At 42.1% G+C, this 21,113-nt stretch carries 18 protein-coding genes and 1 pseudogene (1 of these 19 cut by a window edge); 17 read left to right on the forward strand and 2 right to left on the reverse strand.

The window, feature by feature from the left end; translation table 11 throughout:
- From LEP1GSC190_RS06485 to LEP1GSC190_RS06570, 16 genes and pseudogenes are all read left to right on the forward strand, one after another.
- A protein-coding gene (locus LEP1GSC190_RS06485) for a hypothetical protein (protein WP_002762160.1) crosses the window boundary here: on the forward strand, positions 1-241 show its end. The gene continues 482 nt to the left of window position 1, outside the view; the window shows 241 of its 723 coding nt (coding positions 483-723); its start codon lies beyond the left edge, outside the window; it ends in the stop codon at positions 239-241.
- Between the two features lie 701 nt (positions 242-942).
- Positions 943-1,272 (forward strand): hypothetical protein, encoded by a 330-nt coding sequence (locus LEP1GSC190_RS06505; RefSeq protein WP_002762269.1) that lies wholly within the window; start codon positions 943-945, stop codon positions 1,270-1,272.
- A 99-nt stretch (positions 1,273-1,371) separates the two neighbouring features.
- Positions 1,372-2,481 (forward strand): F0F1 ATP synthase subunit A, encoded by a 1,110-nt coding sequence (atpB, locus tag LEP1GSC190_RS06510; protein ID WP_004279953.1) that lies wholly within the window; start codon positions 1,372-1,374, stop codon positions 2,479-2,481.
- A gap of 40 nt (positions 2,482-2,521) precedes the next feature.
- Positions 2,522-2,824 carry an ATP synthase F0 subunit C gene (locus LEP1GSC190_RS06515; protein ID WP_002632911.1) on the forward strand — a complete coding sequence of 101 codons (303 nt, stop codon included), beginning with the start codon at positions 2,522-2,524 and terminating at the stop codon, positions 2,822-2,824.
- 3 nt (positions 2,825-2,827) lie between these two features.
- Entirely contained in the window at positions 2,828-3,349 is a 522-nt protein-coding gene (locus LEP1GSC190_RS06520; protein WP_002762253.1) for a F0F1 ATP synthase subunit B, read from the forward strand.
- Positions 3,350-3,352: 3 nt separating this feature from the next.
- Positions 3,353-3,913: an ATP synthase F1 subunit delta gene (gene atpH, locus LEP1GSC190_RS06525; protein WP_002762140.1), complete on the forward strand. Its 561-nt coding sequence runs from the start codon at positions 3,353-3,355 to the stop codon at positions 3,911-3,913.
- Positions 3,903-5,414, forward strand: a complete 1,512-nt coding sequence (gene atpA / locus LEP1GSC190_RS06530) for a F0F1 ATP synthase subunit alpha (protein WP_004280810.1) — start codon at positions 3,903-3,905, stop codon at positions 5,412-5,414. Before atpH ends, atpA begins: the two co-directional genes overlap by 11 nt.
- 15 nt (positions 5,415-5,429) lie before the next feature.
- Positions 5,430-6,290: an ATP synthase F1 subunit gamma gene (atpG, locus tag LEP1GSC190_RS06535; protein WP_002762108.1), complete on the forward strand. Its 861-nt coding sequence runs from the start codon at positions 5,430-5,432 to the stop codon at positions 6,288-6,290.
- 25 nt (positions 6,291-6,315) lie between these two features.
- Positions 6,316-7,719, forward strand: coding sequence for a F0F1 ATP synthase subunit beta (atpD, locus tag LEP1GSC190_RS06540; protein ID WP_002762142.1), 1,404 nt, complete (start codon positions 6,316-6,318; stop codon positions 7,717-7,719).
- A 6-nt stretch (positions 7,720-7,725) separates the two neighbouring features.
- Positions 7,726-8,109 (forward strand): ATP synthase F1 subunit epsilon, encoded by a 384-nt coding sequence (gene atpC, locus LEP1GSC190_RS06545; protein ID WP_002762124.1) that lies wholly within the window; start codon positions 7,726-7,728, stop codon positions 8,107-8,109.
- A gap of 82 nt (positions 8,110-8,191) precedes the next feature.
- Complete coding sequence (locus tag LEP1GSC190_RS06550) at positions 8,192-8,473, forward strand: polysaccharide biosynthesis/export family protein (RefSeq protein WP_004280445.1); 282 nt, start codon at positions 8,192-8,194, stop codon at positions 8,471-8,473.
- A 33-nt stretch (positions 8,474-8,506) separates the two neighbouring features.
- A complete protein-coding gene (locus LEP1GSC190_RS06555) occupies positions 8,507-11,311 on the forward strand; it encodes a hypothetical protein (RefSeq protein ID WP_117344717.1) in 2,805 nt (934 codons plus the stop codon).
- Between the two features lie 3 nt (positions 11,312-11,314).
- Positions 11,315-11,483, forward strand: a pseudogene (locus LEP1GSC190_RS21000) (GAF domain-containing protein); the annotation flags it as partial.
- On the forward strand, positions 11,465-13,573 hold the full coding sequence (locus LEP1GSC190_RS06560; protein ID WP_420844303.1) for a GAF domain-containing protein: 2,109 nt from the start codon (positions 11,465-11,467) through the stop codon (positions 13,571-13,573). The pseudogene LEP1GSC190_RS21000 and the gene LEP1GSC190_RS06560, both read left to right, overlap by 19 nt.
- A gap of 9 nt (positions 13,574-13,582) precedes the next feature.
- On the forward strand, positions 13,583-15,004 hold the full coding sequence (locus tag LEP1GSC190_RS06565) for an MBOAT family O-acyltransferase (RefSeq protein WP_002762162.1): 1,422 nt from the start codon (positions 13,583-13,585) through the stop codon (positions 15,002-15,004).
- 91 nt (positions 15,005-15,095) lie between these two features.
- Positions 15,096-16,199: a hypothetical protein gene (locus LEP1GSC190_RS06570; protein WP_173380577.1), complete on the forward strand. Its 1,104-nt coding sequence runs from the start codon at positions 15,096-15,098 to the stop codon at positions 16,197-16,199.
- Between the two features lie 684 nt (positions 16,200-16,883).
- Here LEP1GSC190_RS06570 and LEP1GSC190_RS06575 read toward each other — a convergent pair.
- A complete protein-coding gene (locus LEP1GSC190_RS06575; RefSeq protein WP_002762081.1) occupies positions 16,884-17,591 on the reverse strand; it encodes a DNA alkylation repair protein in 708 nt (235 codons plus the stop codon).
- A 407-nt stretch (positions 17,592-17,998) separates the two neighbouring features.
- Between LEP1GSC190_RS06575 and LEP1GSC190_RS06580 the strand changes: the two genes are divergently transcribed.
- A complete protein-coding gene (locus LEP1GSC190_RS06580; RefSeq protein WP_126160276.1) occupies positions 17,999-19,093 on the forward strand; it encodes an IS110 family RNA-guided transposase in 1,095 nt (364 codons plus the stop codon).
- Positions 19,094-19,530: 437 nt separating this feature from the next.
- Here LEP1GSC190_RS06580 and LEP1GSC190_RS06585 read toward each other — a convergent pair whose 3' ends face one another.
- Entirely contained in the window at positions 19,531-21,093 is a 1,563-nt protein-coding gene (locus LEP1GSC190_RS06585) for a Ppx/GppA phosphatase family protein (protein WP_004280634.1), read from the reverse strand.
- Positions 21,094-21,113: the final 20 nt, after the last annotated feature.

A 21,113-nucleotide genomic window follows, 5' to 3' on the forward strand; every position in this document is an offset into this window, starting at 1 on the left:
AAAGTTAGGTATAAGAGGAAGTAATTCTTTGTATAGCAATAGAAACGAAAGCGGAACATTTCCCAATTTATATCTGACTGCGGGAGGGGGATCGGGTATAGGTCGGTTCGGAATCAACTTCGGATGGCGTTTTCAATCGGGAGCGGTTTACGTTCACTTTATGGGTTTTGGTCGTTATTATACTGGGGAAATTGTAGGCTACGATTATGGCGGAAAAATTGGAGTGGGGGCCGTTTTTTAAAACATCGTTTTCGACAACTTTCAACGAATGGTTTGCGCGATCTTGTCCAATGGACAATAGTGAAGTATTTCTTTCGAGAGTTAAAACATGAGTTTTAAATTGAATATCCGGAAATCGTTCTTCCTTCGATTTGTGATCGTCGTATCTTGTCTGTTTTTATTTGAGAGCTGTAGGTTTGTTTCCATACAAGAATCTATGCGAAATTATATTCTCGTTAAAAGTGCGTTGAATTTTAATTCTTATATTTCTCGGTGCCTTGAGGACTATATTCAAAAAGAATAAAATAAAGCGTGGAATTCTGGTCGACGTTTTTTTGAATTACGCTCCGAGTAATTCTTTGTAAGTTCTGATTTCTTTTAATTCTGCGGAGATTTTGCTTCTTTCTTCTCTGATTTCAAATTCGTCTTGAATTCTCATCCAAAACTCGACCGAATTTCCGAAAAACTTAGAGAATTGCAGCGCGGTATCGGCGGAGATTCCTCAAAATTGAACAGTCTTTCGGCCAAGAACGAAGACTCGCTGAAAAAGAATACATTCATACATACGAACCGACTGACCAGCCACAAATTGTAGGAGCTCATACGAATTCGGGGCCATTACAAAAAGTAGGAACTCATACTGAATTTTAAAGAATTTACTAAATTTGAATATACCCCCGTTGCGATCGCTTCTTCCTGGAATTCAAAGGAAGTGAACGCAGTATGAGTTGGAAGAAGTACCTTTTAGGACTAGGTTTCCTGGTTCTCGTTTTGTTTTCGATCTATGAGATTTTTTATCCCGAAAGGAAATTTCTTTCAGGAAGTATTCTCGCCTTATTTTTGCTCGTTCCTTTTTACCTTTTCAAAATCTTCACGATCATTCGATTTTCCGAAAAAGGAGTGGGAATTCAAATGGGTATAATGGCGGCTTCATTTTTTTGTAACGGAATCGCTGTTTGGATTGCAGTTTCGCAGAACGATAGTTCTGATTTTATAATCGGTTTTTTGATTGCCCATTTCAGCCATTTTCTAATAGTTGTATTCGCGAGCTGAATCTTCCGGAAATGTAATAAAATAAAAAAACCGGAATATCCTGCAATTCTGTGCAGGTGGTTCGTATTTCGAGACGGTCCCCTTTTTTGATTTGAAAAAATGTATTTAAACCAGACTTCTTTTATGACAAAAAAGTTCATCTTCTTTGCACTCTTAGTCGTACTTTTACCAATCCAAATATTTGCATCGGAGCAATCTTCACATAAGGTCTTCGATTTGAACGAAGTAATCGTTCATCATTTGATGGACAGTGCCGAATTTCCGTTTAATATCGGTGGGGTAAAGGTTTTCGAAGGGGAAACGGATTTTGATTCCTCCACTTCCTCGATCTTTACCGATCACGAAACCGGGAAACGTTTTCACTATGTCGGTGGTTTCGACATGCACATAACGAAACGAGTCACAATGATGTGGATCGTAGCTTTTCTTCTTTTTATTATCTTTATTCCTGCGGCGAAAATCATTGCAAAGAATCCTCTGAAAGTTCAATCCCGTTTCGCAAACACCGTGGAAGTTTTCGTGAACTTTTTACGCAAAGATATCGTAGACGAAAGTATGCACGGACACGGTCACGGCTACTATCATTACATTTTCACTTTGTTCTTCTTCATTTTATTCTGTAATTTGATGGGACTTGTTCCTTCTGTTGGAGAGTTACTCGTAGTCGGAAAAGAATACGGAGCGATCGCAGCGACCAAGATCGGTCTGATCACTCCGGTTCCCGAAAAGTTGATTGCAGCCCACGGGGGACATGGATCTCACGAGGCTCCTTTTGTCGCGAAAATCTGGAGCGGGATCACGGTTACCGGTGATATTTCCGTTACGATGACTCTCGCACTACTTACGATGTTCCTCATTTATACGGCGGGTTTTGTTTATCAAGGACCTAAGTTCATCTGGCATTCCGTTCCAAATGGAGTTCCTTTACCGCTTTACTTAATCATGTGGCCTCTGGAGTTCATTGTTTCTCCGATGGCAAAAACATTCGCGCTTACGGTGCGACTTTTAGCGAACATGACTGCGGGACACGTTATCATTCTCGCGTTGATGGGTTTTATCTTTCAGTTTCAGTCTTGGGGAATCGTGCCAGTTTCGATCATTGGTTCAGGACTCATCTATGTTTTGGAGATTTTTGTAGCGTTTCTCCAAGCGTATATTTTCGTTCTGCTTACTTCCTTATTCGTAGGACTAAGCATGCATAGGCATTGATTGTAGGAATATTGAATCAACAAGGAGACAATTGGGCAATATGGAATTTGGATTAGGATATATCGGCGTAGGAATCGCTGCAGGGGTCGCAATTCTCGGAGCGGCTCTCGGGATTGGAAGGATTGGTGGTTCTGCTACGGAAGGAATTTCAAGACAACCAGAAGCGGGTGGTAAAATTCAAACCGCAATGATTATCGCCGCTGCGTTGATCGAAGGGGCGGCATTGTTTGCTCTTGTGATCGCTTTCCAAGCGGCGGGAACTCTGAACGAAGGTCTGAAAGCAACTGTTGCCAACCAAACAAAGGCTTCCACACCTGTAGTAACCGAAGAAAAAGGAAAGTAAAAGTTGATACTCTTAGCTGCTAAGGGATTGAGCCTCTTAGATGTAAATCCGGGTCTAGTAGTCTGGACTCTGATTACCTTTTTGGTCGTAGTCTTAGTCCTGAAAAAGTTTGCCTGGGATGTAATTCTAAAGGCTCTCGATGAAAGAGCTCAGGCCGTACAGAACGACATCGAAAAGGCCTCAGAACTTCGTTCGGAGGCGGAAGCTCTCCTGAAGGATTACGAAGCTAGACTTGACTCTGCAAGAGACGAAGCGAATGCAATCGTCGCGGAGGCCAAATCCGACGCTTTGAAACTGAAGAACAAATTACTGGAAGAAACCAACCAGGAAGTGAAGGCTCAGAAAGATCAGGCGGTGAAAGAAATCGAACTCGCGAAAGGAAAGGCTCTGGAACAACTGCAGACTCAATTTGTAGAAATGACGATTACCGTTGCAGGGAAGGTTTTGGAAAAACAATTAAGAGCGGAAGACTACAAGGCTTTTATCGAAACCGAGTTGAATAAACTGGGGAAACTGAGCGCATAACCAATGAACGATTCCGGTGTTTCAAAGATATATGCGTCCGCACTTTTAGGAGTTGTAAATTCTCCGGAGGAAGTGGAACAAGAACTCGGTGATTTGGTTCGGCTTCTTTTCAAAGAGGAAAAGATCAGAAACTTTTTTCTTTCTCCCACTGTGTCGATCGAAGAGAAAGAAAATACTTTGGGAAAAAATCTCCGGGGAAAAATTTTGGACGTAACTCTAAACTTTCTCGGAGTACTTTTAAACAAAGGAAGATTTATCAACCTTCCCGAAATTCAAAAACAGTTTACCGTAGAGTTAGATAAGAAAAAGGGAAGGGTTCGTGCACAAGTAAAAAGTTATCCTTCTTTAGAACCTACTCAAATCACTAAACTTGGATCCATCCTTTCTGAAAAATTCAAATCGGAATTCATTCTGGAAGTTTCGGAAGATAAAGCTCTTCTGGGCGGATTTGTAGTACAATTCAACGACTTAAAAATCGAAAAGTCCATCGCTTCCCAGCTCGGGGAAATCAAAAAAGCCATGTTGGAAAAGAAATTACCGGTTGGAGCCGTCTATGAAAATTAAGACAGACGAAATTACGTCCGTTCTCAAACAAGAAATTTTAAATTATAAAAAAGACCTCAGCGTTGAGGAAGTTGGAACGGTTTTAGAAATCGGAGACGGGATCGCCCGTGTATTCGGACTCAAGAATGTGATGTCTGGAGAGATGGTCGAGTTTCAAAACGGAATTTTCGGACAGGCGTTTAACCTGGAAGAAAATTCGGTGGGTGTGGTCGTTTACGGAAACTACCTCGAAATCCAAGAAGGATTTACCGTAAAGAGGACTAATCGAATTCTCGAAGTTCCCGTCGGTCCCGAACTTCTCGGTCGCGTAGTAAACCCGTTAGGCGAACCTCTCGACGGAAAAGGCCCGATCAACGCGAAATTGACAAGACCCGTGGAATCTCCGGCACCCGGAATCGCGATGAGACAACCAGTTGGCGAGCCGATGCAAACCGGTATCAAGGCGATCGATGCGATGATACCGATTGGACGCGGACAAAGAGAGCTCATCATCGGTGACCGCGGAACCGGAAAAACTTCCATTGCGCTCGACACCATCATCAATCAAAAGGGCACGGGAGTAATCTGCGTTTACGTAGCGATCGGTCAAAAGGCTTCCACTGTGGCTTCTACTGTGGAAATGCTCAGAAACAAAGGTGCACTCGAATATACGATCGTGGTTTCCGCGACCGCTGCGGAGCCCGCACCGCTTCAATATATTGCTCCTTATTCCGGATGTAGTATGGCGGAATACTTTATGTATAACGAAAAGAAAGCGACTCTCGTAGTCTACGATGACCTTTCGAAACAAGCGGTTGCGTATCGTCAGATGTCTCTTCTGCTTCGTCGTCCTCCGGGTCGGGAAGCGTATCCAGGTGACGTATTTTATCTTCACTCCAGACTTCTCGAAAGAGCTGCGAAACTTGATGACAAATACGGTGCAGGTTCTTTGACCGCGCTTCCGATCATCGAGACTCAGGAAGGCGAGGTTTCCGCATACATTCCTACAAACGTGATTTCGATCACGGACGGACAGATTTATCTTCAGTCCAACCTGTTCGCATCCGGGAACCGTCCTGCGGTAGATGTAGGAATTTCGGTATCTCGGGTAGGATCTGCGGCTCAGATCAAAGCGATGAAACAAGTTGCGGGAAAAATGAAACTCGAACTTGCACAGTTCCGCGACTTGGAAGCTTTTGCTCAGCTCGGAACCGAACTCGATCCTGCGACCCAAGCACAGCTTGATCGTGGAAACAGAATCGTTCAAATGCTCAAGCAGCCCGTTTCTTCTCCGTTTCCGGTGGAAGAACAGGTGGTGGAAATTTTTGCGGTCACCAGAGGATTTATGGATAAGATTCCGGTCGCGAAAGTTCAGCAATACGGAAAGTATCTTTTAACTACGATCAAGGAACAACATTCCGAAGTTTTGGAAGCGATTCGCAAAGAAAAGAAAATCTCCGACGAAGAAAAACTCGGCGAAGTTCTGAGTCAGGTCGCCGAAGAATTTTTAAGAAAGCACTGAGATAGAGGTTCTGCTTTGGCAACTCCAAGGGAAATAAAGAAAAGAATCACCTCGGTAAAGAACACGAGAAAGATCACCCGGACGATGGAAATGGTTTCAACGGCCAAGTCCAAAAAAATCAGCGATCGGGTGAACGCTTCTCATCCTTTTTCCAACAAGATTAAGGAACTCGTGTCTTCTCTGGCTTCTCTCGGCGGATTGGTTCACAGTCCGTATTTGAGAAGGCCGGAAAAAATAAAAACCGTCGCACTTCTCGTAATCACCGCGAACCGCGGTCTTTGCGGTGGATACAACTCCAACGTGAACCGTCTTGCAAAAGCGAAGGTTCAAGAATGGAAAAAGGCGGGGATTAACGTTAGACTCTTTATCGTGGGTAAGAAAGGAATTTCCTTTTTCAAGTTCGCAGGGGAGAAGGCCGAAAAAACGTTCACTCATCTCGACGACAAATCCGGATACAAAGAAGCGGAAGAATTTGCGAATCTGTTTTTAGAACTGTTTGCGAAGGAAGAAGTGGACGCGGTCGAGATCGTATCCACAGTTTATTATTCTTCTGCGTCTCAAAAACCGGAAGTTACGAGAGTGCTCCCTTTCGAACCCGCTAAAGAAGGAAATGGAAACGATTTGGTGGTTTACGAACCGAGTCCCGAAAAAGTACTCGAATCTCTTCTTCCTCTTGTTGTAAAAACCGCATTTTTAAAAGCGATTTTGGAAGCGAACTGCTCCGAGCAGATCGCAAGAAGAATCGCAATGAAGTCCGCGACAGACGCGGCTTCTGAAATGATCAAACTGCTCACCCGCGGATACAACCGCGTTAGACAGGCAAAAATTACTCAGGAAATTTCCGAGATTGTTGCCGGAGCGGATTCACTGAACTAATTTACATGGCATTGGAGCGACTTGGATGAATAAAGGTAAAATCAAGCAGATTATCGGATCCGTTTTGGACGTTGAGTTCGAAAACGGAGAACTTCCCGAAATTTATAACGCACTCGAAATCGAGACGACCGTTTCCGGAAAAAAAGAAATTCTCATCGCGGAAGTGCAGACTCATATCGGAGGAAAGGCGATTCGTGCGATTGCTCTTTCTTCCACGGATGGTCTGATCCGCGGACAAGAAGTCGTGAACACTGGTAAACCAATCAGCGTTCCCGTAGGCGACGCGACGTTGGGGAGAATTTTCAACGTTCTCGGTAAAACCATCGATGAAGGTCCTTCGATCACCGTGAAAGAAACTCGCCCGATCCACAGACCAGCTCCCGCGTTCGACGAACTGACTTCTAAAACGGAAGTTTTCGAAACGGGAATCAAGGTCATCGACCTTCTCGCTCCTTATATCAAAGGTGGAAAGACCGGCCTTTTCGGAGGTGCCGGAGTAGGTAAGACGGTTCTCATTCAGGAGCTCATCAACAACATCGCAAAACAACACGGTGGATTTTCCGTATTTGCCGGAGTGGGGGAAAGAACCCGCGAAGGAAATGATCTCTGGAGAGAGATGAAAGAATCCGGGGTGATCGATAAAACCGTTCTTTGTTATGGTCAGATGAACGAGCCTCCGGGCGCTCGTCTTCGTGTCGCGTTATCCGCTCTTACAATGGCGGAACACTTCCGCGATTCGATCGGAACCGACGTTCTTCTCTTCGTGGACAATATCTTCCGATTCTCTCAAGCGGGTTCCGAAGTTTCCGCACTTCTCGGAAGAATGCCGTCCGCAGTAGGTTATCAGCCGACTCTTTCCACGGAGATGGGTGCGCTTCAAGAAAGGATTACATCCACGAAAAAAGGATCGATCACTTCCGTTCAGGCGATTTACGTTCCTGCGGACGATTTGACTGACCCGGCTCCTGCGAATGCATTCGCTCACTTGGATGCGACTACGGTTCTTTCCCGTGCGATTTCCGACAAAGGGATTTATCCCGCGGTCGACCCGCTCGATTCCACTTCCCGCGTGATGAACGCTCAGGTTCTTGGAGAAGAGCACTACACTGTGGCGCGTGAAGTTCAGAGAATTCTTCAGAGATACAAAGATCTTCAAGATATCATCGCGATTTTGGGTATGGACGAACTTTCCGAGGATGATAAGGTTCTCGTTGCGAGAGCAAGAAAGATCGAGAAGTTCCTTTCTCAGCCTTTCCACGTCGCGGAAGTATTTACCGGAGCTCCTGGAAAATATGTAAAACTCGCGGACACAGTCCGTTCCTTTAAAGAAGTGATTTCCGGAAATTACGATCACCTTCCTGAGCAAGCGTTCTACATGGTGGGTTCTATCGACGACGCTATTGAAAAAGCGAAAGGTTATAAAGGATAAGCGCGAATGGCCGCGAATAAACTGAACGTATCTGTTATTTCCCCTGAGAAAATTCTCTATAAGGGCGAGGTGGATTCTTTGGTCGTTCCGGGCAGCGAAGGATTCTTCGGAATCCTTCCAAACCACGCTCCTTTGGTCGCAACCTTGGGAATCGGAATTCTCGAAATCCGCAAGGGAGAGAAATTGAAGGTCTTGTCTATTGAAGGTGGATTTATCGAAGTAAAGGAAAATTCCATCAGTATTCTTACCGACCACGGCGCTCTCAAAGAAGACATCGACGTAGAGGTCGAAAAAAAGGCTTTAGCCGAAGCAGAAAAACTTTCTCCATCCGATTCTAAAAATCTTCTCCTCCAAAAAACAAAAACCCGAATTTTAGTCGCATCCCGCTAACTTTTGGGGGTGCTCTTTTCCGAAAATAGTAGCAGAGATTTTCTTTTCTCCGAATACAATGGAGAATTAGGAACGAAAACTTATGAAAACTAAAATCCGTATTTTCGTAGTACTGATTTTATTTCTAAGTTTCGGTTTCTTCTTGAGAAGAAATCGAAATCTAGTCCGAAGTATATTCGAACCAGAACCTATTTCCGCATCGATTCGAGGAAATATCGTAAACCCTGGAGTTTATAGCCTTTATAGAGGAGATACTTTGGAGGACTTGGTTCGTATGGCGGGAGGGTTTAAAAGACCTTCGACAAAAGAACAGGATCTTGACCGGGAAATCCTGGACGGACAGGCGATCGAACTGAGAGAATAATGTTACTATAGAAAGATGGCGGAAGACTACGACATGATCAAGGACGACAATTCAGGTGGAGATGAATTACAATTCGACGATATAGACTCCATGCTCGCTTCCGAATCATCTTCAGAGCTGAACGGCTTAGAGGATCTGAGTATAGATTCCGATCCTTTGGAAAGTCTAGTCGCTAGTTCGGGAGAGGAATATCCGTCTAGTTTCGAAAACGATTTTTATTTTCATCCAGAAGAGACAGATCCTGTTTCCTCCAATCCAAGTTTGGAAGATCTAGAATTGACCGATCCTATCGTCGATGTGGAAATCGAAAAACTATTAGACACAGGGGATTTTGTTGATTTACCTACATCAAATATTTCTAATTTAGAATCCGATGATTCCTTTTTTAATCCTGGCGATTCCGCTCCCGACGAGGGAATGGACTTTTCTGAATTGGACAATTATTTAACTGAGGAGTCTGACGCGATCGACTTCGGGGAAGAATCGGACAATATAGAGGAATTCGATCCTTTTGATCAGGACAAAGAAGAGAATATTTCTTCCCACGAAGACGACTTCTTGAACGAAGAAGGTTCGATTGCGTTACCCGAACTCAAAGAGATTGTTTCTGCGGATGAACCGCTTCCGAATCTTATTTCACCCTCCCTTGGTTCAGAAGAAGAGAACATTACTTTATCTGATTCGGAGTTGGACGGTATCTTGGAAGGAGAAGAACTTCCAGAGACGGATGCTATATTTGGAACTACTTTTGATGAATCGGAAGAAGACGATTCGATCGCATTTTCCGGAAGTGAACCGGATGACATACTGATGAATACAACGACGGACGAGTCAACGGTCGTTACGAACTCTATGGCAGATGATGACTTGCCCGACTTTATCACGCATACGGATCTCGACGAAAACGAAGAGCCGGTTGATTCTTCCATCAACTTTGAACCGGAAACAACTTCTTTTGAAGCAGAGGATAACGAGCCGATTGCACTTTCTGACGAAGAATTGGGAAACCTACTTGCGTCTGAAAACGAAGAGCCGGTTGATTCTTCCATCAACTTTGAACCGGAAACAACTTCTTTCGAATCGGAGGATAGCGAGCCGATTGCACTTTCTGACGAAGAATTGGGAAACCTACTTGCGTCTGAAAACGAGGAGCCGGTTGATTCTTCCATCAACTTTGAACCGGAAACAACTTCTTTCGAATCGGAGGATAACGAGCCGATTGCACTTTCTGACGAAGAATTGGGAAACCTACTTGCGTCTGAAAACGAAGAGCCGGTTGATTCTTCCATCAACTTTGAACCGGAAACAACTTCTTTCGAATCGGAGGATAGCGAGCCGATTGCGCTTTCTGACGAAGAATTGGGAAACCTACTTGCGTCTGAAAACGAAGAGCCGGTTGATTCTTCCATCAATTTTGAACCGGAAACAACTTCTTTTGAATCGGAGGATAGCGAGCCGATTGCACTTTCTGACGAAGAATTGGGAAACCTACTTGCGTCTGAAAACGAAGAGCCGGTTGATTCTTCCATCAACTTTGAACCGGAAACAACTCCTTTTGAATCGGAGGATAACGAGCCGATTGCGCTTTCCTTGGACGAATTGGATCATATTCTTACGGACGACGAGGAGTCGAATGTTTCGGAAAACACTTTAGAAGAATTTCCGGGTTCCGAAATGGATTGGGACTCTCCCGTTTCCGAACAAACAGAGGAGGATGCGATCGCACTTTCCGAAGAGGAGCTTGGAGACCTTCTTTCCGACGATTCAGGTACGGGAGCTTTGACAGAAACTGATGGATTTGAAAATGATCTGCTTGGTGGTGGAGAGTTACCGAAAGAGTCCATGTTCGAAGAGAACTCCCTTCCCGTAGAACAAGACTTAGGTGGACCGGATGAGTTTGGTCTTGAGGAAGAGGCCCTGTCGGATTCTTCCTTCGATTTTGAACCGGAAACAATTCCTTTCGAATCGGAAGGAGAGGATGAAGAATCGATCGCTCTCTCCGAAGAGGAACTTGGAAATTTATTGTCTTCCGATGAAGAGGAAACTCCAAGTTCTTCCTTATTTGATGAAACTTCTTTGCAGGAAGAAGATTCGATTTCGTTGCCCGTAGACGAATTAGACGATATTGGAGATATACAACCACCACAAGAAGATTTCTTAGCTCTTGAAAACTTCGATCTTTCTACGGGCGATTTTGAACCGACGCAAACCTTGGAAACAACTTCTTTCGAATCGGAGGATAACGAGCCGATTGCACTTTCCTTGGACGAATTGGATCATATTCTTACGGACGACGAGGAGTCGAATGTTTCGGAAAACACTTTAGAAGAATTTCCGGGTTCCGAGATGGATTGGGACCCTCCCGTTTCCGAACAAACAGAGGAGCATACGACCGCACTTTCCGAAGAGGAACTACTTGAGGATTCGTCTGCTACTGTAAAGGAGAAGGATTTAAGCGAGATTTTAGGAGAGCTGCCTCCTACTTCCGACTTGGATGCTTTTGATTCCATTGATGATGACGTTTCCAAGGAGAACGTCTCCCAGGTTGCTCCGACAGAGGGTGCCGCAAGCGAAGACGAAATGATCATCGTATTGGACGAATATGCGGAAGAGGAGAAATCCTCTCCGATCGAAGAACTACGTAAAACTCCGGATCAAGAGGAGACTTCAATCAAAGAAGGCGTTTCGGGAGAGACTCCGTCCAAGGAAGAGATGAAACGTATCATGACGTATTTGGACGAATTGCTCGGAAATCTCCCCGACGATTTGATTCGGGAATTCTCTCGTTCTGATTATTTTGAACTTTATAAAAAACTAATGAAGCAGATCGGTGTATAACCGATGGGATTACTTGAACGGGTCAGTAAGTTAGTTCGATCGGATCCATCCGGAACATCTTCTGCGACTTCTTCAAGTCGAGAAAAAAAATCCTTGCTTAAAAAATCGGAATCCTTTCAGCGCAAACAGGGTTTTTTACAAAAGGCCCTTGGCATGAGAAAGGAGATCGAAAAAAGGGAAACTTTCTCTTCCCAATCGTTTACCGATCCTTCCGTTGAGTCGCAAACTTTTTCGGAAGAATCCATATACAATCTTCAATCTGATCTGCCCTATTCCGAAGAATTTTCTCTTCCGGAGTTAGGCGGAAATATATCCGAACCGGACGAGAAAAAAGTTCAAAACGAATTTTCGGATTTTGATTCTAGTACTGCCGAAAACGAGGACTCATTTCCGGATCTTTCGGAGGAATTTTCTGCTCCGGATGAAACTCCTATTCCTGAATTTGCGGTTTCGAATGAAGTCGACGATGATATTTCCTTTGACGATCTTTTCGAAGATACAACTTCTGAAGGGATTGAACATTCCATAACGGATATGGAATTCGCAACTTTGGAAGAAATGGATTCGGAAAAAATTGTCCCAAAAGATTTGGATGGGGAAAAAACACAAACAGTTCCGAATTTAGATGATAGCATAACGTCTATGGAAGAGGATCCGTTCGAAGATTGGGTTAAGGAAGCGGAACGGGAAGCGCATAGAACTCCTCCTAAAAAAGATCCGAACGTCTCTGCTTCCGAAAAGTCAGAATTTTTATTCGACGATGATTCTAATTTCACTACTTCCCCGATTGATCTGCAAATTGCTTCCCGAAAAAAATTGGAGAATTATATTTCCGTTTTCGAGATCAGTAAGGAGATCGGAGTTTCCACTGACTTTGCGAACTTTTTCGAAAACCTATTATTTTCTATTATGGGTCAGATCGGTTCCGAGTCGATCGGTATCTTTTCTTCCAAAAACGGAAGTCAGGATTTTTTCCGTTTAGAAGACTATCAGGGAGAAAACTTCAACCAAGAATGGACTATCTCTTCGGAAGAGGAGATCTATCACGCGGTACATAATGCGGGATCTGTACTTTATGCGAAAGAACTTCTTAAACCTATACTTCCGGCCAAAGAGCGAGAGATCATCGAACAATCTGAAGCCGAACTTCTCGTTCCGATCCAAACAGTGGATGAATTTTTCGGGATCATTTTTCTGAGTAAGACGATCAGCGGAGAGGATTACACGATTGAGGATCTTGAATTCTTAAAGATTGTAGGGGAGATTGCCGGTTCCGTATACAAAAGAATCTGCGATACCGAATTGCTTCATCAGGAAAATCAGATTTTAAAAGAGGCGGTCCGAACTAACGAACTCATCATTTCACTCGCGAGAGATTTTGCTTCCGTACGTAGTATGGACGAAGCTTACGATAAATTGTTCTCCGCTTTTCAAGAGGAGTTAAAAATCCGTCGCGCCACGTTTATGATTTTGGACGGGCATACCAAGACCGAATTTCGGGTATTCGCTTCCAATTTACTCACTCCGGAACATGTGGGAAGTTTCAGGTTGCCCTTGGAGAGTTCGATTGTGGGAATCGTTTCCAACATTCCGGGAGTATTCCGGATCGAAAATTTTAGAAAACATCCCGAGTTAGTACAGAAATTATCGAACGACGAACTTGGACTCATGTCCGATTTTATAGTGATTCCTTTTATCAATTTGCATTGGCTCGTGGGAATGTGGATCGTCCATGAAACGGAAGTTCCTTGGACTGATTCGGATCGTGAGACTGCGGTTGGAATCTCTGAGGTACTTGCACCCGTATTTTCTAACTTATTGCTTGTGCAGGAACGGGATTCGGTATTTAAGGATCCGTTCAGTCCTATCGAAGAAAAAATCGATGAGATGATTCTTAAATCTGCTAGGCTAAAAAGTTGTTTCAGTCTAACTATATTCAAAGTTCAGAATATATTTAGAATGGTAAAATTGAAAGGATCCGGATTTTTCGTGAATTATAGCGAGGAATTGAGAAAGGCAATCCAGGACAATCTGTCCGAAGTCGATTTTCACTATCGGGTCGGACAGGGAAAATATGCCGTTGTTTTGGACGGAAAAGATAGGGAAGAGACCCAGGTTCTCATACGTAAAATCAAAAATCGTCTCAGCGAGACGGATCGTAAGTCGAAAGACTTTCAGACTTCGGTCATTCAACATACTCTTTGTTATCCGGCGGATACAAAAGAAAAGGAAAGAATTCTCGAACTTCTCGAAGAATCCTAGATCAATTGAATGTTATTCAATTCTCTGAGTTTCCTTCTTTTTTTTATCGCTTTTTGTCTGATCTACTTTCGTCTCGGATTAACGGGACAGAACCGGCTTTTATTTTTCGGAGGTCTGTTCTTTTACGGGTTTTGGAAGCCGGAGATGGTTCTACTTCTGCTCTTTTGTATTTCCTTCAATTTTGCCGGAGGAATTTGGCTCGGTCGTTCGTCGGAATATCATCAAAAGAGGATCTTCGTCTTTTTGATTGTTTTAAATCTGGGAATACTGATCTTTTTCAAGTATATTCTATTTTTATTAAGTGTTTGGAACGATATATTGGGAACTTTGTTTTCGTTTTCGATTCTTACTTTTCCTGAAATTCTTTTACCCGTTGGGATTTCGTTTTATACATTTCATAATATCAGCTATCTTTCGGATATTCGATCCGGAAAAATAAAACCCTGTTCTAATTTCATTCATTTCGGAGTTTATGATTTATTTTTTCCATTGTTGCTTGCCGGGCCGATCGAAAGGCCGGATTCTTTGTTGCCTCAAATTGAAGCGGAGCGTGCGGTCGCGGAAGACGGGTTTGTTTCCGGTGCGGTTCTATTTTTTTGGGGAATTTTTAAAAAGGTATTTATCGGGGATCATCTTTTGTTGTTTACCGATAAGGCGATGGAACCTGGAATTCAACTTCCTTCCGGCATGGTTCTTTGGATTGCTTTCTCTTTTGCGTTTCAAGTCTATGCCGATTTTAGCGGATATACGGATGCCGCTCGAGGGCTTGCGAAAATATTGGGTTTTAAACTTTCCCTGAATTTCAATTTTCCATTCATTTCGTCGAGCCCGTCCGAATTTTGGAAACGATGGCATATTTCTCTTTCGACATGGCTTAGAGATTATCTTTATATTCCTCTCGGGGGAAATCGGATTTCTTTATTTCGTCAAAATTTGAATTTGATGATCGTCTGGATTTTGGGAGGACTTTGGCATGGAGCCACGTACGGATATTTGGTATGGGGATTTTACTGTGGTTTACAGGTAGTCGTTTATAATTTGATGCAAAAATACGTTTTATTATTGGTTCCAAAAAAAATTAAAATATTTGAATATTTTATAAAACTAATGGGTATCTTGTCTACGTTCTGGATGTTTGCGCTTGGGCTGCTCTTGTTTCAGGTGCATTCCCCTGGCGAACTTTGGGGATTGATTTTGAATGCAACCGCGGGATTTTATTGGAACCCTGTATTTGGAGCCAAGTTGTTTTTTCTTTTGTTGCCGTTGATTATTGTAGAATTTTGGATGATCATTTGGGGAGGAACGGATCCGTTTTTAGAAAAAATCGTTTCGAGTCCGTTGCGGTGGGGTTCATTGTCTTTTGGGATTGGAATTTTATTTTGTCTTTTCGGACTTTTTGAAAAAAGGGAATTCTTCTACTTTCAGTTTTAAAATTTATTCCGAATAAGAAAGAACCGTTTCAATGAAATATAATGTAATGTAAAAAAAATTGAGCGTCAAGTTTCATTCGAATCTAAAGCGTATTTCGAATCACAGAAGAAATAGAATCTTAGGTGTGATAGTTTGTTTCGTTCTTTTGGTATCGTTTCAATTTTTTTTATTTCCGTTCTTGGTTCCTTTTCAGGAGAAAAATTCTTTTCTTTACGATCGTTTGTCCAACATGGATTCTTCCCTTTATACAGAATCTGAATCTTCTCGGTCACTTGCTCCCATTTTGTTTTTAGGAGACAGTCAGATTCTTTCCGGGATTCATCCTAAGGAACTGGAAAAAAGATTGGGTCGCCCGATTTGGTTTTTACCGAGACCTTCCGAACAACCGGAGGGGATGTTTTTACGTTGGAAGGAGTACGAACGGAAAATCGGAACCAAACCTTCCTTGGTGATCGTAAACGGATCGGTGTTTTCTCTTTCGGACATGGACGTTGCTCAGGCTCATCGAAGTCTTGTGTTGAATTATGATTCATTTCATCTGGAAATTTTTACGGAAATCTTTCTTGGAGATTTTTATTTGAAAAATCTTTCCATTGGTATGTATTATCTTTTGGGAAGAGTTTTTCCATTTTTACGTCTCAATGCTTCCGTTTCGACTACTTTCAAAATTATAGGGGAAGGAGACGAGTTCAGCTATTCCGAAAAGAATTTGGAAAAATTACTCCTCGGAAATCCGATCAAAAAATGGAAGTCTAATTTAGATCGAAATCAGTTTCTGGAAATTGAATATTCAAAAAATAATGGATACTTGGATTGGGGAAAACAATCTTCTTATGACGGAGTTTGCATTCCGAATGAGAACTTAATTCCCCTTCCTCAGAATGCGGAAGTTGCTTTGCAAAAAACGAGAAAATCTTCTCTAAAAGCCTGGAGGGGGTTGTTTTCCTACTTTAAAGCACATAATGTTCCCGTCTTAGCCGTTTCTTTGCCGTTTCGTCCCGATTTCGACGAAAAACTCTCTTCGTTTCCGCAGATGTCTCTTTGGGAATCGATTCTTATGGAAGAGGGAATTTCTTATTGGAAGGTCAAAGCACATCTTTTCGAACCGAGAGATTTCGGGGATTACACTCACTTGAATACTTGTGGAATGCGTAAGTTGGTTCCGGTTTTGGCGGAAAAGATTTTAAAACAATAGATTGGTATTGAAACAACAAACTGTTGTCCTTTATCTTTAAAGTGAATCTGTTTTTCTGGGCAAGATGACTAAATGCCGAATAACTTTTTGATCGATGTCTATTTTTCTAGGGGAATGAGTAAATAGATGGATTTAGGGTTCTTACTACCGGAATTAAGAACTTATTCCAAAGCCTCGGAATGTAGGAGCTCCAACGAGAACTTAACAATTATAAAATCTGTTCGAAAGCTCGTAAACTATCAAAGGGACGTAATTTGTGGGAACTCTTATATTTTATTACGAACTTACTGAATGATTGTAACTGATTTCTTCTAAAATTGATTTTTTCGGTGCAGGGTTTTTCCTTTTCGATTGCGAGGAATCTCACTGAACTTTTAAATTCGTTTGATGAAAATTGAATATCATTCTTTTGGCGATACCGATTGTCCGAGTCATTGGTAATAGATTGAAATCGGCTGTAACTTTCTATTTTGATTACCCAAAATGGAGACTTGATTCGAAAACCGTAATTTTCCGCGTTTTCGAAATACGGATTGGACTCTTCGAGTTTTGGTTCGACTTTGCGATCTGCGGTTCTGCAAAAAAGAACAAGAGTGAAACGATTTAAAGTGATATTAGAAAATTATTATATAACTTTTAGAGGATTTGTCAATCGGCTTTAACGTTTTTAAAAAAGTTCTTCGCTTAACAACGAGCCGTCTTTTTTTTATTTCCTATTTTTCCCATTTTACGCATTTTTAGGATGTATTCGGGGGCTTCTGGAACTTTGCAGGCCGTTTTGCCCATCATCACTTTTACTTTGCCGATTTTTTTTGCGGTTTGTAGGGCTTCCTCGGTAAGTTCCGGATAAAAACCTCCTACGGCAATGACAAAGCCATTCATACAATATTTTACTCGGTTCTGAGATTTATGAATTTTGGATTCTACTCTTTTGAGTAACTTGGAAACTTCTTTCAACTCAATTTGATCGTTAGGAACGATCGACAACAAGCTGGAAAACGTGCTCCATCCAGAAGAAGCGATGCTTTCTTTTTCGGATTCGATCCATTCTCTCGCAAGTTCCCACCCGTATTTGCTTTCCGCCGCGATCCATGCCACGGTGTATTCGCTGATCATTGGAGAGGTTGCATTCTTAGCCCAAAACTGTAGATCTTTTTTTTGGATTTGTTTTTCGTCGGCTACGAGTCCTGCGAGATACATTGCGTCCGAATTTCCCGTTTTATAAAGTTCCAGGGAAAGTTCGTTGTTCTTTTTTATTTTCTTTTGGATCTTTTTTAAGTCTCCTACTTTGACTCCAAAGAGCGGTTCTTTTGCTCCGTGATTGACGAATATCTTTTTGATGGAGGGTGTTCCCATTTTTTCCAATTCTATCATGATTTGTTCTAAGTTCATATTATAAAATCCTACTTTTTGAATGTTGGTTCGTGTTTGAAAATCACCTCGAAACCGTTAAAAAAACTTTCCGAAGTATGGTTTTAAAAACGTTTGTCGTATATTTGTTATAATTGTCAACGATTCTGGGATCGTCCAGGTTTTCATTTAGCTTTTCTTTTTAAAGAAGATTTTTAAAACCAAGTGGTTTGCCTACTGACTGTAGGCCGTCTTCGGTAGAAAAATTTATTTCCGTAAATTATACGCAGCACAATATCAGAAACTGTTCCCAAAAGATTATAGAGCACTCACAACATGAATAACTAAAATGCAGAGCTAAGACAAAATGGCGCCCCTTCTGGGCTTGAAAAGCGTGGGTTAGATGCAAGCATTTACCACAAAACAAGAAAACCAACAGAAGGAACGTAATGAAAAGAAAAGTATATGTAGGAATGGATGTCCACAAAGAAACGATTAGAATTGCGTGTTTAACGAACAATACAAAGGAAATAGTAAAAGAACAGCAGATAAAACATAATGAGGTTCAGATCAAAAAGTTCGTCAATAAACTAAAATCAGAATGGAACGAGATACATAGTTGTTACGAGGCGGGAGTAACGGGTTATCCACTTTACAGATGTCTAAAGTCTTTGGGAGTAAACTGTATCCTTGTAGCACCAGGAAAGATACCAAGACAAAGTTCGGATAAGATCAAAACGGATAAGAGAGATGCAATCAAATTAGCAAAATTATTGCGAAGTGGAGAATTAGAATCGATTCATGTACCGAGTGAAGAGGACGAAGCGGTAAGGGATTATTTGAGATCCCGTGACAGCCTTCGTTTGGATTTAGGAAGGAATCGTCAAAGGTTAATGAAATTCTTATTAAGAAAGGGTATAACTTACTCAGCAACAAAGTATTGGACAGTCAGTCATAACAAATGGTTGAACAATCTACAGTTTAACAACGAGATCCTTCAAGAGACATTTAACGACTATTATAGTCGGGTAAGAGTTCAAGAAGAGAATTTAAAAGCGATGGATAAGAGGATACAAGAGATAGCGGAAAGTGAACCGTATCGAGAGAAAGTGGGAGTATTAAGATGTTTCCGAGGAGTGGATTATCTAACCGCAATGTTTTTACTTTGTGAGGTTTGTGACTTCAAACGATTCAAAACAGCCGGTTCGTTCATGAGTTTTTTAGGACTTGTTCCGGGAGAATATTCCAGCGGTTCCAAAAGAAAACAAACAGGGATAACAAAAACTGGAAGTCCCAGACTTCGAAGAATATTGACAGAAGCAGCTTGGCAACATCGTTTCCCTGGAACAGGAAGTAAAATTGTAACCGCACGTAGATCGGGACAACCTGCGTTAGTTGTTGCTTTGGCGGAAAAAGCATCTCTCAGATTACACAAGAAGTTTCGTAATCTACAGCAAAGAGGAAAAACTCCTCAGGTAATGATAACGGCAGTTTCAAGAGAGTTATCCGGATTTCTTTGGGCGGCGATGAATCTGGTTGCATAGAGTTAGAGTAATGTTTCATCCAATAATTGAATTCGTTAGAGAAGATGTACGATAAAGGAGGAATACTTGTTGGCTCAGTGTTGAAGCAAATTTGAATTTCAAATTTGACCTTCGTTTTAAGACTAAGAACAGCTCCCGATGTATAGATTATCCTGCGGTATCCAACCCGCGAATATCAGTCTGATCAATCGTCGCGAATGCTTTTCTCTAACGAGTTAAATTATTGGGTGATTAAAAAAAATGCGAAAAAATATTTACAGCTCCGGATGGGGGCGCCATATCAGAGCCCGTCTCAAAACCTTAGGAATGTAGAAACTACTACAATTTTAAACGACAGGAAAGTAAACGCCGATACAACGTAATTTGTGAGAACTTCCGCGTTTTTATCGGGAGTGCAAACGAAGTAAATATTAAAAAACGGAACGACTTATTTGTCTTTAATTCCCCGTTACAAATTTTACCGAATAACCGAAGGTTTCTTCAAAGGCGATTTTTTGTTCTTCTGCCGCCCAGATCTCCAAGGAGGGATCGTAGCCCTTATCCGATTTTAAAACGAAATGGATCAGATTTTTTTCGATCTTGCAAGTTACAGAAAGGACGAGTCCGCCTCGGTTACGATTGAGAGCGGAGCTGATTCTTAAAATTGCGGAAAGTTGGCAGACTAAGGTTCGGTTTTTTTCCGCGAGTTTACTGAATTCTCTGTGTTTGATTCTTGGAGTATTTTTTCTATGATAACGTGCGGTGAGAGCGATGATTTCGATCTCCAAAAAGGTAAATCCTAAGAGCATTTCCGAATTTCGAATCATATAATAACTATGTTTGTGATATGCAGAATGAGAGATGGATTGACCAATTTCATGAAGAAGAGAAGCGGCTTCCAAAAGTTCTCTCTGCTCTTGTCCGAGTTTATGCAGACTTACCAGTTGATCGAAGATCTGAAGACTCAGATTGGCGACATGTTTGGAATATTCTTCGTCTCTGGAAAAGGCTCGCATGAAGTTATCCACCGAGGTTTGTCGAATGGCGTCTAGATGTTTAGAATGTTCCGTACTTTCAAAATGTTCCCATTTGCGAATGGTATCGTAAACAATTCCTTCCCGAAGCGCGAACTCGGAAACCGTCAAAGCGGGAACGTTTGCCAGATCAAAAATCTCTTCCAGGATAAGAGTTCCTCCGACAATGATATCGGCTCGTTTGCTATCGAGTCCGGGAATCTTGGTTCTTTTTCTGGATGTGTCCGCTTCCAAAATTAGATTTCGGATTTTCTTAAACTCTGAGGTCAGAAAGGAAAAATTATTTAATGAGATTTCTTCGGTTTCACCTCTTGACGCAAGAATCATTCCGGCGATCGCTTGAATGGTGCCGGACGAACCCACGATCAAATCCGGTTTTAAATCTCTGAGAATTTTTCGAAAGGGAAGAAGCATTTCTTCTATAAAGAGTCTGCACTTTCGGATACCGGAGTTGGAAAGAGGCTCTTCCTGAAAAAATTTTTCGGTGAGTCTAATCGCTCCCAGTTTAAAACTTTTAGAGAATAGAATATTTCCTCTGTGACCGACGAGTATTTCCGTACTTCCTCCACCGATATCGATCATCATAATCTTTCGATCGAAAACGGGAATTCCTTGAAGAATTCCGAAATAGATTAAACGGGCTTCTTCATAACCGCTTACTACGTCTATGGATATGCCCGTTTCTTGGTATACAGCTTCTAAGAATTCTTCCCGATTGGAAGCTTCTCGTAACGCGCTTGTGGCGACAGCTCTGATTTCCGCGCCGGAGTTTTCTGCGAGAATTTTAAATCGTTTGAGACAATCGATTCCTCTTCGAAAAGAATCGGGATCGATCGGTCCGTTTTCTTGTAACCTGTTACCTAAGCGAACCGATTCTTTTTCTCTTGCTATGGCTTCGAAGGTTCCGTTCGTCCGAACTCGAACGATGATCATATGGAATGAATTAGTGCCGAGGTCTATGGCCGCGAGAGGTTTTTCCTGAACCATGGTTGAACAGAATGTTTCTC

The organism is Leptospira mayottensis 200901116 (assembly GCF_000306675.2).
In the GTDB taxonomy this organism is placed as follows: Bacteria; Spirochaetota; Leptospiria; order Leptospirales; family Leptospiraceae; genus Leptospira; species Leptospira mayottensis.

Bases quoted from the DNA above. Each gene is read 5' to 3' on its own strand.
- LEP1GSC190_RS06550 (WP_004280445.1), top strand. From the start codon at position 8,192: ATGAAAACTAAAATCCGTATTTTCGTAGTACTGATTTTATTTCTAAGT.
- LEP1GSC190_RS06515 (WP_002632911.1), top strand. From the start codon at position 2,522: ATGGAATTTGGATTAGGATATATCGGCGTAGGAATCGCTGCAGGGGTC.
- LEP1GSC190_RS06580 (WP_126160276.1), top strand. From the start codon at position 17,999: ATGAAAAGAAAAGTATATGTAGGAATGGATGTCCACAAAGAAACGATT.
- atpC (WP_002762124.1), top strand. From the start codon at position 7,726: ATGGCCGCGAATAAACTGAACGTATCTGTTATTTCCCCTGAGAAAATT.
- LEP1GSC190_RS06575 (WP_002762081.1), bottom strand. From the start codon at position 17,591: ATGAACTTAGAACAAATCATGATAGAATTGGAAAAAATGGGAACACCC.
- LEP1GSC190_RS06565 (WP_002762162.1), top strand. From the start codon at position 13,583: ATGTTATTCAATTCTCTGAGTTTCCTTCTTTTTTTTATCGCTTTTTGT.
- atpB (WP_004279953.1), top strand. From the start codon at position 1,372: ATGTATTTAAACCAGACTTCTTTTATGACAAAAAAGTTCATCTTCTTT.
- atpD (WP_002762142.1), top strand. From the start codon at position 6,316: ATGAATAAAGGTAAAATCAAGCAGATTATCGGATCCGTTTTGGACGTT.
- LEP1GSC190_RS06585 (WP_004280634.1), bottom strand. From the start codon at position 21,093: ATGGTTCAGGAAAAACCTCTCGCGGCCATAGACCTCGGCACTAATTCA.
- LEP1GSC190_RS06555 (WP_117344717.1), top strand. From the start codon at position 8,507: ATGATCAAGGACGACAATTCAGGTGGAGATGAATTACAATTCGACGAT.
- LEP1GSC190_RS06505 (WP_002762269.1), top strand. From the start codon at position 943: ATGAGTTGGAAGAAGTACCTTTTAGGACTAGGTTTCCTGGTTCTCGTT.
- atpH (WP_002762140.1), top strand. From the start codon at position 3,353: ATGAACGATTCCGGTGTTTCAAAGATATATGCGTCCGCACTTTTAGGA.
- atpA (WP_004280810.1), top strand. From the start codon at position 3,903: ATGAAAATTAAGACAGACGAAATTACGTCCGTTCTCAAACAAGAAATT.
- LEP1GSC190_RS06560 (WP_420844303.1), top strand. From the start codon at position 11,465: ATGAGAAAGGAGATCGAAAAAAGGGAAACTTTCTCTTCCCAATCGTTT.